The sequence below is a fragment of the Nocardia sp. NPDC057227 genome (assembly GCF_042669725.1).
GTDB lineage: Bacteria > Actinomycetota > Actinomycetes > Mycobacteriales > Mycobacteriaceae > Nocardia > Nocardia asteroides_A.
Map to the genome: position 1 here is coordinate 145,133 of NZ_JBHUXA010000013.1, position 13,554 is coordinate 158,686.

At 72.7% G+C, this 13,554-nt stretch carries 11 protein-coding genes; 5 read left to right on the top strand and 6 right to left on the bottom strand.

The window, feature by feature from the left end; genetic code table 11:
* The first annotated feature begins 63 nt into the window (after positions 1-63).
* Positions 64-1,419: a glycosyltransferase family 87 protein gene (locus ACFUJ1_RS19720; protein ID WP_378647536.1), complete on the top strand. Its 1,356-nt coding sequence runs from the start codon at positions 64-66 to the stop codon at positions 1,417-1,419.
* Between the two features lie 55 nt (positions 1,420-1,474).
* A complete protein-coding gene (gene msrB / locus ACFUJ1_RS19725; protein ID WP_378647538.1) occupies positions 1,475-1,918 on the top strand; it encodes a peptide-methionine (R)-S-oxide reductase MsrB in 444 nt (147 codons plus the stop codon).
* 88 nt (positions 1,919-2,006) lie between these two features.
* Here the strand turns inward: msrB and hemQ are convergent, their stop codons facing one another.
* The 3 genes from hemQ to hemE all read right to left on the bottom strand — a co-directional run bounded on the left by hemQ (position 2,007) and on the right by hemE (position 5,215).
* Positions 2,007-2,702 (bottom strand): hydrogen peroxide-dependent heme synthase, encoded by a 696-nt coding sequence (gene hemQ, locus ACFUJ1_RS19730; RefSeq protein ID WP_378647540.1) that lies wholly within the window; start codon positions 2,700-2,702, stop codon positions 2,007-2,009.
* A 75-nt stretch (positions 2,703-2,777) separates the two neighbouring features.
* Positions 2,778-4,124: a protoporphyrinogen oxidase gene (locus tag ACFUJ1_RS19735; protein ID WP_378647542.1), complete on the bottom strand. Its 1,347-nt coding sequence runs from the start codon at positions 4,122-4,124 to the stop codon at positions 2,778-2,780.
* A 26-nt stretch (positions 4,125-4,150) separates the two neighbouring features.
* Entirely contained in the window at positions 4,151-5,215 is a 1,065-nt protein-coding gene (hemE, locus tag ACFUJ1_RS19740) for a uroporphyrinogen decarboxylase (protein WP_378647544.1), read from the bottom strand.
* Positions 5,216-5,270: 55 nt separating this feature from the next.
* On the opposite strand from hemE, the gene ACFUJ1_RS19745 reads away from it, so the two are divergent.
* The gene (locus tag ACFUJ1_RS19745) at positions 5,271-5,909 is read left to right on the top strand and encodes a DUF3000 domain-containing protein (RefSeq protein ID WP_378611856.1); all 639 of its coding nucleotides are present in this window, start codon (positions 5,271-5,273) and stop codon (positions 5,907-5,909) included.
* A gap of 22 nt (positions 5,910-5,931) precedes the next feature.
* Positions 5,932-7,173 carry an HRDC domain-containing protein gene (locus tag ACFUJ1_RS19750; protein WP_378647545.1) on the top strand — a complete coding sequence of 414 codons (1,242 nt, stop codon included), beginning with the start codon at positions 5,932-5,934 and terminating at the stop codon, positions 7,171-7,173.
* 199 nt (positions 7,174-7,372) lie between these two features.
* Here the strand turns inward: ACFUJ1_RS19750 and dxs are convergent, their stop codons facing one another.
* Positions 7,373-9,271 carry a 1-deoxy-D-xylulose-5-phosphate synthase gene (gene dxs, locus ACFUJ1_RS19755; RefSeq protein ID WP_378647547.1) on the bottom strand — a complete coding sequence of 633 codons (1,899 nt, stop codon included), beginning with the start codon at positions 9,269-9,271 and terminating at the stop codon, positions 7,373-7,375.
* Positions 9,272-9,472: 201 nt separating this feature from the next.
* Between dxs and ACFUJ1_RS19760 the strand changes: the two genes are divergently transcribed.
* The gene (locus tag ACFUJ1_RS19760; RefSeq protein ID WP_378647549.1) at positions 9,473-10,171 is read left to right on the top strand and encodes an SIMPL domain-containing protein; all 699 of its coding nucleotides are present in this window, start codon (positions 9,473-9,475) and stop codon (positions 10,169-10,171) included.
* Between the two features lie 19 nt (positions 10,172-10,190).
* On the opposite strand, the gene ACFUJ1_RS19765 is transcribed toward ACFUJ1_RS19760, so the two are convergent.
* Positions 10,191-11,465, bottom strand: coding sequence for a class I SAM-dependent RNA methyltransferase (locus tag ACFUJ1_RS19765; RefSeq protein ID WP_378647551.1), 1,275 nt, complete (start codon positions 11,463-11,465; stop codon positions 10,191-10,193).
* On the bottom strand, positions 11,462-13,450 hold the full coding sequence (locus tag ACFUJ1_RS19770; RefSeq protein ID WP_378647553.1) for an APC family permease: 1,989 nt from the start codon (positions 13,448-13,450) through the stop codon (positions 11,462-11,464). Before ACFUJ1_RS19770 ends, ACFUJ1_RS19765 begins: the two co-directional genes overlap by 4 nt.
* Positions 13,451-13,554: the final 104 nt, after the last annotated feature.

A 13,554-nucleotide genomic window follows, 5' to 3' on the forward strand; every position in this document is an offset into this window, starting at 1 on the left:
GTAAGCCGCCGCCGGGCCGATCCCGGCAACCACCCCCGCCCGGTTCCGGTGTACCGTGCCCGGGTGCTCCTTCGACAGCTCGAGCCACGCACGGCTCGCACCACCGCCGAGGTGATCCGGTTCGCCCTGTGGCCGCTGGCGGTCATGACGGTGCTGCACCGGGTCTTCATCAAGGCTGTCAACGGATTCGTCACCGACGACTACCGGCCGGTGTACAACGCGTCGTTCCAGTTTCTCAACGGCAACCCCGTCTACACGGCCAACTTCGACTCCGTCGATCCGCACTACCTGTACCCGCCCAGCGGCACGCTGCTGATCGCGCCGATCGCGATCATCGACTACGAGAAGTCGCGCTGGCTCTTCATCCTGCTGAACGCGGTCGCCATCCTGATCGCCTGGTACCTGCTGCTCAAGCTGTTCCGCTACACCGTGAACTCGGTGGCCGCGCCCGCGCTGCTGCTCGCCATGTTCGCCTCCGAGACCGTGATCAACACGCTGGTCTTCACGAACGTGAACGGCTGCCTGCTGCTCGGTGAGCTGATCTTCCTGCACCTGCTGCTGGCCCGGCGCGACCTGTGGGCGGGCGCGGTGCTCGGGTTGACGATCGCGGTGAAACCGACGCTCGCACCGCTCCTGCTGATCGCCGCGGCGCGCGGGCAGTGGAAGGTGTTCCTCACCGGTTGCGGCGTTCCGCTCGCGCTCACCGCCGCGGCCTGGCCACTCATGGAGGATCCGGAGGGGTTCTTCACCCGCGTCGTGCCCTACCTGGCCGAGACCCGGGACTACTTCAACAGCGCCATCTCGGGCAACGCGGCGTACTACGGGCTGCCGCAGTGGCTCACCGTCGGCATCCAGGCTGTCATGGCGCTGCTCGTGCTCGGCTCGCTGTGGCTGCTCTACCGGTACTACCGCGAGGACGAGCTGTTCTTCGTCTGCACTGCCTCCGGCGTGCTGCTCACCGCGACGTTCCTGCTGACCTCGCTCGGCCAGATGTACTACTCGATGATGCTCTTCCCGTTCCTGATGACGGTGGTGCTGCGCAACTCGGTGCTGCGCAACTGGCCCGCGTGGCTCGCCATCTTCGGGTTCCTGAGCTACGACAAGTGGCTCTCGGACCGCTGGCAGGACGTCGGGCGCAACCTGGAGTACCTGCGCATCACCTTCGGCTGGGGGCTGCTGCTGCTCGTCGTGTTCTGCGTGCTCGGCGACCGATACCTGGCCGCTCGCGCCGCCGGAACCCTGGAAAAGGGGCTGGATCAGGACTGGATGCGCACCGCACCCGATCCGCGCGGGCCGGTCGAGCCGGTCGGCAGCACGCCGAAGCCTCCGGCCGCGCCCGGTCCCGCCGCCGCGAACGGCACGGCTGCCGCGATCGAGCCGACCCCCCCGGCCGAGGTGCCCGCGGGCCACCGCCCCTGAGCCCCGCTCACCTGCGCCGCAAGCGCGGTGCGGGCCCGGCTATTAACCTCGGGGCATGACCGATGCCGACACGTCGCTTCCCGCTCCGCGTATCCAGCTGACCCCGCAGGAGTGGAAAGCCAAGCTGAACCCCGCCGAATTCGCGGTGCTCCGCGAGGCCGCCACCGAGCGCCCCTTCGTCGGCGAGTACACCGACACCAAGACCGAGGGCGTCTATTCCTGCCGCGCCTGCGGCACCGAACTCTTCCGCAGCACCGAGAAGTTCGACTCGCACTGCGGCTGGCCCTCGTTCTTCGACCCGGCCGATTCGGACGCCGTGATCCTGCGCGCCGACGACTCGCTCGGCACACGCCGGGTCGAAGTGCTGTGCGCGAACTGCCACAGCCACCTCGGCCACGTGTTCGAGGGCGAGGGATACAACACGCCCACCGACAAGCGCTACTGCATCAATTCCATCGCCTTGACGCTGCACCCCTCGGACAGCGGCTCGGCACGCTGAATCGGCGCGGCGCCGACCGAAGGGTACCGAGCGGTCCGCGTCCGGCGCATGCCCCGGAAATCCTGGGCACCGGAACTGGGACGCGGGCTCAGGGCAGCGAGGCGACGAGCGCGTCCAGCTCCACCCGCGGGCCGGTGTAGAAGGGGATCTCCTCGCGCACGTGCAGCCGGGCCTCGGTGGCGCGCAGGTCGCGCATGAGGTCGACGATGCGGTGCAGCTCGGGGGCCTCGAAGGCGAGGATCCACTCGTAGTCCCCGAGGGCGAAGGAACTCACCGTGTTGGCGCGCACGTCGGCGTAGCCGCGGGCCTGCTTGCCGTGGTCGGCGAGCATCTTGCGGCGCTCCTCGTCCGGGAGCAGGTACCACTCGTAGGAGCGCACGAACGGGTAGACGCAGATGTAGGCGCCCGGCTCCTCCCCGGCCAGGAAGGCCGGGATGTGGCTCTTGTTGAACTCGGCCGGGCGGTGCAGGGCGACATTGCTCCACACCGGGGTGCTGGCCCTGCCGAGCTCGGTGGTGCGGCGGAAGTCGGCGTAGACGGCCTGCAGGTCCTCGACGCGCTCGGCGTGCGTCCAGAGCATGAAGTCGGCGTCGGCACGCAGGCCTGCGACGTCGTAGATGCCGCGCAGTACCACGTCGCGGTCGTCCAGGCCCTCGAAGAAGGCGGTGGCCTGCTTCAGTGCCGCCTCGCGGTCGTCGCCGAGCACTCCGGGACGCACCTGGAACACCGAGAACATCAGGTAGCGGACGGTGGAGTTGAGGGCCTGGTAATCGAGTCGTGCCATGGGTCCATGGTGCCACTCGCGGTGCCGCCGTTGTTCGGCGCGCCCGGTCGAGCGCGGAGCGGGCGAGATACCGCGTCAGACCAGGACGGACGCGGCGCGGATGGCGGCGGCGGTACCGGAGGCGACGCAGGCGGGGACGCCGACGCCGTGCAGGTAGGCTCCGGCGACGGCGAGGCCGGGGAGGTCGGCGATTCCGGACTCGAGGGCGGCGATCCGCTCGGTGTGCCCCGGCGCGTATTGGGCGAGCCCACCGGGCCAGCGCTGGACGGCGACGCCGTCGGGCACGACGAACACCCCGGTCACGGTCTGTAGGTCCGCGACGGCAGCCGCGACGAGCTCCTCGTCGGTCCAGGAGAGCGGCGAGGGATCACCGAACCGGCCGAACGACCCACGCACCGGCGCGCCACCGCGTGCGGCGAGGTGCGGCCACTTCCGGCTGGAGAGCGTGAACGCCTTGGCCCGCAACCCCTCCCCGGTGCCGATCAGCACCCCGGAGTTCTCCGGCAGCGCCGTGGAACCGGGCAGCGCCAGCGCCACCACCACCGAGGAGGACAGCTCGATGGCCCCGGCCGCGACACTCGCCTCGGGCGCGACCGGCGCGAGCAGCCGCGCGGTCACCGGCGCGGGCGTCGCGAGCACGACGGCATCCACCTCGCCGATGGGGTCGAGCACCCATCCGTCCCCGCTGCGGGCCAGCTCCCGCACCGCGACTCCGGTGCGGATATCGGCATCCGCCCGCGCCGCCAGCGCGTCGAGCAGCACCCGATACCCCTCCCGCAGCCCGCCGAACACCGGCGCGCTCGATGGCGGCGGCAGCGCGGACGAGACCGCCGCGGTGAGGCTCGCGGCCCCCCGGTCCAGCGCGGCGGCGAGCGTCGGCAGCGCAGCACGCACCCCGATCGACCGGGAACTGCCCGCGTACACCCCGCCGAGCAGCGGATCCACCGACCGCTCCGCCACCTGCGCCCCGAACCGCTCGGCCACCAGCGAGTAGACGTCGATATCGCCCCCCGGCCGCCACGCCAGCGGCCGCTCCGGCTCGGTCCGGACCCATTCCAGGGTGGCCGCGTCCACCAGCCCATCCAGCGTCTCCGCCCCGGACGGAATGCCCATCAGGGTGCGCTCCGGCAGCGCGTGCGCCCGCCCCCCGGCCCAGACCAGCGGCCGCAGCCCGGACGGCGTGACGAGCTGCTCCGCCAGCCCGAGTTCGGCCAGCAGCGCGGGCACCTCGGGGCGCCGCCCGACGAAGGCCTCGGCCCCGAGATCGACCGGCCCACCGGCCAGCTCGCCGGTGTGCAGCACGCCGCCGACGCGCGGGCTCGCCTCCAGCACGGTGATCCGCGCCGCGGCGCCGAGCAACTCGCGCAGTCGGAATGCCGCTACCAGTCCGCTGATCCCGCCACCGGCCACCGCGATTCTCATGGCATCGACGGTAGCCCCCCGGCGACTCAGAGTTCGTGCACCAGCTGCACCAGCGCGGTGAGCACGCCCGGGTCGGTGTCCGGCAGCACGCCGTGGCCGAGGTTGAAGATGTGGCCGGTGGCGCCGAGCGCCTTGGCGGCGTCGGCCTCGTCCAGGATCCGCCTGGTCTGCGTGGCGGCGGCGTCGTACCCGGCGAAGAGCACGGCGGGGTCCAGGTTGCCCTGCAGCGCCTTGCCCGGCCCGACCCGGCGCGCCGCCTCGTCCAGCGGCACCCGCCAGTCCACGCCGACCACGTCGGCGCCCGCCTCGCCCATGGCGCCGAGCAGCTCGCCGGTGCCAACTCCGAAGTGGATCCGCGGCAGCCCGCTGTCGGCCAGCTCGGCGAAGACCCGCTCGGAGTGCGGCAGCACGTAGTGCCGGTAGTCGGCGGCGGAGAGCGCACCCGCCCAGGAGTCGAAGAGCTGCAGCGCGTCCACCCCGGCCTCGATCTGCGCGCGCAGGAAGGCGATGGTGACGTCGGTGAGCAGGCCGAGCAGCGCGTGCCAGGTCTCCGGGTCGGCGTACATCATGGCCTTGGTGCGCTCGTGATTCTTGGACGGCCCGCCCTCGACCAGGTAGGAGGCGAGCGTGAAGGGCGCGCCTGCGAAGCCGATCAGCGGGGTGTCGCCGAGCGCGGCGGTGAGCAGCCGGACGCCCTCGCTCACCGCGCCCACCTCCTCCGGCCGCAGGCGGGGCAGCGCCCGCACGTCGGCGGTGCTGCGCACCGGCTGCGCGACGACCGGCCCGACGCCGGGCACGATGTCCAGGTCGATCCCGGCCGCCTTGAGCGGAACGACGATGTCGGAGAAGAGGATCGCGGCGTCGACGCCGTGCCTGCGCACCGGCTGCATGGTGATCTCGCAGACCAGTTCCGGGTCGAAGCAGGACTCGAGCATGCCGACGCCCTTGCGCAGCTCCCGGTACTCCGGCAGCGAGCGGCCGGCCTGGCGCATGAACCAGACGGGTCGGCGGCTCGGCTCGGCGCCGGTCGCGGCGGCCAGGAAGGGGGCATCGGACAACCGGCGGCGGGTATGCGTACTCATCACCGACATCGTAGGCGGCGCGCCTCCGCCCGCGGTGAAACGTCACCGTCTACCGTCGGTCGGTGTGACACCGCTCGACTTCCGCGAGGGCGCCGCACCGGCCGAAGGGCCACACGGCGAACCCGCTTCCTTTCGCGCCGCGGTCGAAGCGATGGGGTCCGCAACCGTGCATCCGCGGATCGAGCTGGCGCCCATTCGCCCGCCGCAGCGGCTCGCGCCGTACTCCTACGCGCTCGGCGCCGAGGTGACGCACGCCGACGCCGCCGCCGTCCCGACCGACTCCGAGGGCGACGCCTTCGGCAGGCTGATCCTGCTGCACGACCCGGAGGGCGACGAGACCTGGCACGGCACCTTCCGGCTCGTCGCCTACATCCAGGCCGACATCGACGCCTCGCTCGCCACCGACCCGCTGCTGCCCGAGGTGGCCTGGAGCTGGCTGGTGGACGCGCTGGAATCCCGGCCGGATCCGTTCACCGCGCTCGGCGGAACCGTGACCAGTACCAGTTCGGTGCGGTACGGCGACATCGCGGGGCCGCCGCGGGCGCACCAGCTGGAGCTGCGCGCCTCCTGGACCGCGGTCACCGCCGAGATCCGCGGCCACGTGGAGGCCTTCTGCGAGGTACTGGCCTACTCCGCGGGGCTGCCACCGGCCGGGATCACGAGTTTGCCACCGCAGCAGCACATCGATCACGAACCGAGCTGACCGCCACGTATTGTTCTGGGCTATGCCGGTAGCCGACGACAGCCCCGCGGAGCCTCTGCTCGCCCCCGCCGACGGACTGCCGCCCGTGCTCGGTACCGCCGCCGAGGTCGCGGCGGCGGCCGCCCGCCTCGCCGCGGGCACCGGCCCGCTGGCCGTCGACGCCGAGCGGGCCTCCGGTTTCCGGTACTCCGCGCGGGCCTACCTGATCCAGTTGCGCCGGGCCGGGGCGGGCACCGTGCTGATCGACCCGATCCCGGTGACCGACGCGCTCGGCCCGCTCGCCGACGCCGTCAACGGGCTGGAGTGGGTGCTGCACTCGGCCGACCAGGACCTGCCCGGCCTCGCCGACCTCGGGCTGCACCCGGACCGGCTCTTCGACACCGAATTGGGCGGGCGGCTCGCCGGTTTCGAGCGGGTCGGGCTCGCGGCCATGGTGGAGAACCTGCTCGGGCGCGGACTGCGCAAGGGGCACGGGGCGGCGGACTGGTCCACCCGGCCGCTGCCGGAGGAGTGGCTGAACTACGCGGCGCTCGACGTCGAGCTGCTGCTGGAGCTGCGGGACGCGGTCGCGGCCGACCTGGAGGCGCAGGGCAAGGCCGAGTGGGCGGCGCAGGAGTTCGAGCACGTGCGGCTCAGCAAGCCCGCGCCGCTGCGGCCGGATCGGTGGCGGCGCACCTCCGGGATCCACACGCTGCGGCGGGCCAGGCAGTTGGCGATCGTCCGTGAGCTGTGGGTGACCAGGGACGAGCTGGCGCGGGGGCGGGATGTGGCGCCGTCGCGGATTCTGCCGGATTCGGCGATCGTGGCGGCGGCCGGAGCCGATCCCAAGACGATCGCGCAGTTGCGCACGCTGCCGGTGTTCGGCGGGCCGCGGCAGCGGCGGTACTCGCGGGAGTGGCTGGGGGCCGTGGATCGGGCTCGGGCGCTCGCCGACGGGGAGTTGCCGCCCACGGCGCAGCCGTACGACGGGCCGCCGCCGGTCAATCGGTGGGAGCGGCGGGATCCCGTCGCCGCCGCTCGGTTGACCCGGGCTCGGGGGGCGATGGCGGAGTTGTCCGAGGAGCACTCGATTCCGGTGGAGAACCTGTTGTCGCCGGAGTTGGTGCGGAGGTTGTGCTGGGACGGGATCTCGTCCTACGAGGAATCCGAGACGTTGCGCGACGCGGTGGAGGCGTTCCTCGCCGCCGGCGCGGCGCGGGCCTGGCAGCGCGAACTGGCCGTCCCCCGTCTGGTGGCCGCGCTCCCCGTGCCCGCCGCGGACTGACCACCCACATCGCATCGCCGCAAGCGGCGGCTCGACTTGTTCTTGCGCGGGTGCGCGGCAGCCCGATTGCACGGACGCCCCCGGCGTGCCAGCAGGCCGGGGGCAGTGGCGGTGCGGGGCTACCCGGCGGGTCCTCGGCGCAGGGTGCGCACACTTGCCGAGCCGCCGCCGGCGGCGATGCGATATACGTGCGGAGCGGTCAGGTGGCGGAGAGCCAGCCGGTGATGCGACGGGCGATGTCGGGGGCGGTGAGGCCGAGCTCGGCGTGCAGCTCTCCGCGGGAGGCGTGGTCCAGGAACTGCTGGGGGACGCCGATATCGCGGGTGGGAACGTCGAGCGCGGCGGTACGGAGCCGGGCGGAGACGGTGGAGCCGATGCCACCGTGCAGACCACCGTCCTCCACCGTGACCACGAGCCGATAGTTCTCGGCCAGCTTCACGACGGTGTCGGAGACCGGAAGCACCCAGCGCGGGTCGACGACGGTGACCGACAATCCGTCGGCGTGCAGGATCTCGGCCGCCGCCAGCGCGGTACCGGCGAAGGCGCCGACGGCGAGCAGCAGCACGTCACCGCGCGCGGTGCGGGCGGACCCGGCCTCCGGATCGGCGAGCCGGAGCACATCCAGCCCCTCCAACCGCTCGACGGCCGGGATGTCGTCACCCACGCTGCCTTTGGGAAAGCGCAGCGCGGTGGGCCCGTCGGCGACGGCGAGCGCCTCCGCCAGCTCCTCGCGCAGCGTCGCCGCGTCCCGCGGCGCCGCCACCCGGATCCCGGGGATGATCCCGAGCACGGAGAGATCCCACATGCCGTTGTGGCTGGCGCCGTCGGTGCCGGTGATCCCGGCCCGGTCCAGCACCAGGGTGACCGGCTGCTTGAGCAGCGCGACGTCCATCAGCAGCTGATCGAAGGCCCGGTTCAGGAAGGTCGAGTAGATCGCCACCACCGGGTGCATGCCGCCGAGCGCGAGCCCGGCCGCCGAGGCCATGGCGTGCTGCTCGGCGATGCCGACGTCGAACATGCGGTCCGGGAAACGCTCACCGAACGCGGCCAGCCCGGTCGGCCCCGGCATGGCCGCGGTGATCGCGACCACATCGCTGCGCCGCTCGGCGTGCGCGATCAACTCCTCGGAGAAGACCGAGGTCCACCCCTGCGCCTTGGGACCGCCGAGCGCCACGCCGGTGAGCGGGTCGATCGGGTCGCAGGCGTGCATCTGGTCGGCCAGGTGGTTCTCGGCGGGGGCGTAGCCGCGGCCCTTCTGGGTGACCGCGTGCACCACCACCGGGCCGCCGAAATCCTTGGCCCGGCGCAGCGCCGCCTCCATCGCCACCACGTCGTGCCCGTCCACCGGGCCGACGTACTTGAGGCCGATGTCGCCGAAGAGCTCCTGCGGGCTGACCGCGTCCTTGATGCCCGCCTTCACCGCGTGCACCATCGAGTAGGCCGAATCGCCCACCCGCGGAATGCTCTTGATCAGCCGCTTGCCCGCGTCCAGCGCGTGCTCGTAGGCGGGCTGGGTGCGCAGCGCGGTGAGCCGCTCGGCCAGGCCGCCGATGGTCGGCGCGTAGGAGCGGCCGTTGTCGTTGACGACGATCACCACCGGCCGGTCCTGCGCGCCCGCGATGTTGTTCAGCGCCTCCCAGCACATGCCGCCGGTGAGCGCGCCGTCGCCGACGACGGCGACCACGTGCCGCTCGCGCCCGCTCAGCGCGAACGCCTTGGCCAGGCCGTCGGCGTAGGAGAGCGCGGCGGAGGCGTGCGAGGACTCCACCCAGTCGTGCGGGCTCTCGGCCCGGCTCGGGTACCCGGAGAGCCCGCCCTGCTTGCGCAGCGAATCGAAGCCGTCCTTGCGGCCGGTCAGGATCTTGTGCACGTACGCCTGGTGCCCGGTGTCGAAGATCAGCGGGTCGGCGGGCGATTCGAAGACCCGGTGCAGCGCGATGGTCAGCTCGACGACGCCGAGGTTCGGGCCGAGGTGGCCTCCGGTCGCCGCCACCTTCTCGACCAGGAACTCGCGGATCTCGGCCGCGAGCTCGCGCAGCTGCGGCGCCGTGAGCCCGCTCAGGTCTTCGGGCGACTCGACCCGGGAAAGCACTCCCACCTGACTTCGCTCCCTCCGGGGACAACCCATGTGATGCGGAACAGTCTACGGACGCCGCCGTACGGGGCGAACCGGCGACCGCGGGGCGCGAACAGGGCTGGGCGCCGCGCGGTGCGTTTCGGTTCACGGTACCCGCTCACCGGTACCCGCCGCCGTGCCGTGAGAATCACACCGACGGCGACCACGGCGAGGGGAGCGACAGTGAGCGGGAAGAAGCACGGCGGCGCGGGGACGATCACGGTGACCGGGCACGGCACCGCGCGCGGTGTGCCGGACGTCATGCGGGTCGACATCGCGGTGGAGACGCGCGCCGACACCGTCGCGGTGGCCTACGGCCAGGCGGGCGAGCGGATCGCGGCGGTCACCGCCGCGCTGCGCGGGCACGGCGTGCGCCCCGCCGACATCGGCACCAGCAGGCTCTCGGTGCGCACCGAGACCACCTGGCAGCAGGAGCACGGCTCGCGGATCGTCGGCTACCTGGCCGACGCGGCGCTGGCGGTGTCGCTGCGCGAGGTCGGCGACGACGCCGACCCCGGCCCGGCGGCGATCATCGCGGCCGCGGTGGCGGCGGGCGGCGACGACGTCCGGCTGGGCGGGCTCACCTTCGGGCTCGCCGACCCGGAGGCGGTGCTGGTCACCGCGCGCGACGCGGCCTGGGAGAACGCGCTGGCCAAGGCGCGGCGGTACGCCGGGAAGGCCGGGCGCGCACTGGGTCCCGTGCGGGACATCGTCGAGAGCTCCGGGGCGGGTGCGCCGGTGCCGCAGCTGAAGATGGTCTCGGCGACGCTGGGCGGACCCGAGTCCGGCGCGCTGCCGGTGGAGCTCGGCGAGCAGGAGATGGCCGCACACCTCCAGGTGACCTGGGAACTCGCGGCGCCCGCCCCGGACCACGCCGAGTAGGACCGCATCGGCGCCGCGTTCAGCGCTCCAGCAGGGCGAGGCACTCGACGTGGTGCGTGCCCGGGAAGGAGTCGACGACGCGCAGCTCGGTGAGCTCGTACCCGCCCTCCCGGTACAGCCCGAGGTCGCGGGCGAAGGCGGCGGGGTCGCAGCCGATGTGCACGATCCGGGCGGGGCCGGCGGCGGTGAGCGGCGCGATCACGTCGCGGCCCGCGCCCGCCCGCGGCGGGTCGAGCACGACGGCGTCGGGCAGCGGCGGGCGGGCCGCGAACCACTGCTCGACCCGCAGCACCTCCAGGTCGACCCAGGGCAGGTCGGCCAGCGCGGCCTGGCCCGCGGTGACGGCGCCGGACGCGGACTCCACCGCGTGCACCGCACCGCCCGGCCCGACCCGCTCGGCCAGCCTGGCCGCGAAGACCCCGGCGCCGCTGTAGAGATCCCACGCCCGCTGCCCCGGCTCCAGCCCGGACCACTCGGCGATCCGGTCGGAGTAGTAGTCGGGCGCGGCGCGGTGCGCCTGCCAGAAGGCGGTGGCGGGCAGCTCCCAGCGCCGCTCCCCCACCCGCTGCACGGCGGTGCCGCTGCCGTGCAGCAACCGGGTGGCGCGCGGGGCGTGCGCGGCGGTGCGCCGGGCGGCGGCATTGCGCCTGGACTGCTCGACCCGGCGCCTGCGCGCGGCCGCGGGGGCCGCCTGGGCAGGCGGCGCGATCTCCACCACGTGCCTGGTCCCGGCGGAGTCGACGGCGACGACCAGGTCGGCGCCCGGGGTGAAGCGCTCCTGCTCCAGCCACTCGACCGCGCCCGCGACCGGCTGCGGGCAGCGCAGGTCGGGCACGATCCCCGAGCTCCGGTAGCCGTGCACCCCGGCGCGGCCGTCGGCGTCGACCACCAGCCGCACCCTGGTCCGCCAGCCGCCGGTCTCGTCCGGCGGGCCGAGCGGCTCCACGGTGATGTCGCGCTCGATCAGCGCGATCCGGCGCAACTGCTCGGCGACCACGCTCGCCTTGAGCTGCCGCTGCAGCGCGGGGGTGGCGTGCGTGAAGTCGCAGCAGCCCGCGCCGCCCGGCCCGGAGACCGGGCAGGTGGCGGGCACCCGGCCCGCGACCGCCTCGACGATCTCGATCGCGTCGGCCCTGGCGAAGGAGCCGCCCCGATCCTCGGTCACCCTGGCGCGCACCAGCTCTCCGGGCAACCCGTGCCGGACGAAGACCACCCGGCCCTCGTGCCTGCCGACGCAGAAGCCGCCGTGCCCGGGCGGCCCGAGCCGCACCTCGAATTCGTCGCCGACGCTCACGAGCGGTCCTCGTATCCGCGGCGCACCGCACCCGGCGCGTTCACCTCACCCTGCTTTCTCGCCTTGGCCGATGAACTGAGCTGCCACGGCACGCTGGTCACCATGACGCCCGGCTCGAAGAGCAGCCTGCCCTTGAGCCGCAGCGCGGACTGGTTGTGCAGCACCTGCTCCCACCAGTGGCCGACCACGTACTCCGGGATGAACACCGTCACCACGTCGCGCGGGGCGTCCTTGCGCACCCGCTTCACATAGTCCAGCACCGGTTTGGTGATCTCCCGGTAGGGCGATTCGACCACCTTGAGCGGCACCGCCATATCGCTGCGCTCCCACTCGCGCACCAGCTTGCGGGTATCGGCGTCGTCCACGTTCACGGTCACCGCCTCCAGCGTATCGGGCCGCATGGCGCGGGCGAAGGCGAGCGCGCGGCGGGTGGGCAGGTGCAGCGTGGAGACCAGCACGATGGCGTGCGCGCGGCTGGGCAGCACACCGTCCCACTCGGTCTCGGCCAGCTCGCGGGCGACCGAGTCGTAGTGCTTCCTGATCAGCTTCATCACCACGAAGATCGCGACCATCAGGAAGATCGCGATATAGGCGCCCGCGAAGAACTTGGTCATCAGCACGATCACCAGCACGGTGCCGGTGGCGGTGAGGCCGATGGCGTTGATCACCCGGGAGCGCTTCATCCGCCTGCGGTGCTCGGCGTCGGTCTCGGTGCGCAGCAGCCGGGTCCAGTGCCGCAGCATGCCGGTCTGGCTGAGCACGAACGAGACGAAGACGCCGACGATGTAGAGCTGGATGAGCTTGGTCACCTCGGCCCCGAAGAGCACGACGAAGGCGATGGCGGCGCCGGAGAGGAAGAGGATGCCGTTGCTGAACGCCAGCCGGTCGCCGCGGGTGTGCAGCTGACGGGGCAGGTAGCGGTCCTGGGCCAGGATCGAGCCGAGCACCGGGAAGCCGTTGAAGGCGGTGTTCGCGGCGAGCACCAGGATCAGCGCGGTCACGATGGTGATGAAGAAGAAGCCGATCGGGAAGCCGGCGAAGACCGCCTCGGCGAGCTGGGCGATCAGCGTCTTCTGGTGGTAGTCGGCAGGTGCGCCGATCAGGTGCGCCGGGTTGTGCGCGTAGACGACGCCGATCCGCTCGGCCAGCAGGATGATACCCATGAGCAGCACGATCGCGATGCTGCCGAGCAGCAGCAGCGTGGTCGCGGCATTGCGCGACTTGGGCTTCCGGAAGGCGGGGACGCCGTTGCTGATCGCCTCGACGCCGGTCAGCGCGGCGCAGCCGGAGGAGAAGGCGCGCGCGATCAGGAAGGCGAAGGCGAGGCCGTAGAGGTGCTCCTCCTCGGCGTCGAGCCCGAAGCCCGCCGATTCCGCGCGCAGGTCGTCGCCGAGCACGTACACCTGGAACAGCCCCCAGCCGAGCATGACGAACATGCCGACGATGAAGGCGTAGGTCGGCACCGCGAAGGCGGTCCCCGACTCCCGGACCCCGCGCAGGTTCACGGCGGTGAGCAGCGCGATCGCGACCACCGCGAAGAGCACCTTGTGCGTGGCGACGAACGGGATCGCGGAGCCGATGTTGGAGGCGGCCGACGAGATCGAGACCGCGACGGTGAGCACGTAGTCGACCAGCAGCGCGCTGCCGACGGTGAGCCCGGCGTTCGGGCCGAGATTGGTGGTGGCCACCTCGTAGTCGCCACCGCCGGAGGGGTAGGCGTGCACGTTCTGCCGGTAGCTGGCGACCACGACGGCCATCACCGCGGCGACGGCGAGCCCGACCCACGGCGCGTACAGGTAGGCGGAGATCCCGGCGGCCGAGAGGACGAGGAAGATCTCCTCCGGCGCGTACGCCACCGACGACATCGCGTCGGAGGCGAAGACCGGCAGCGCGATCCGCTTCGGGAGCAGGGTGTGCCCGAGCGAATCACTCCGGAACGGCCTGCCCAGCAGCACGCGCTTGGCGGCCGTCGTCAACTTGGACACCGGAGCGAGCATAGAGTGCCGTCCGGTCTCCCGCCCGCCCGACCGGGGCGTTTCCGGATGGAGGTGATCCGGCCGCGACGCCCGCCACGCCGGTGTTTGCCGGG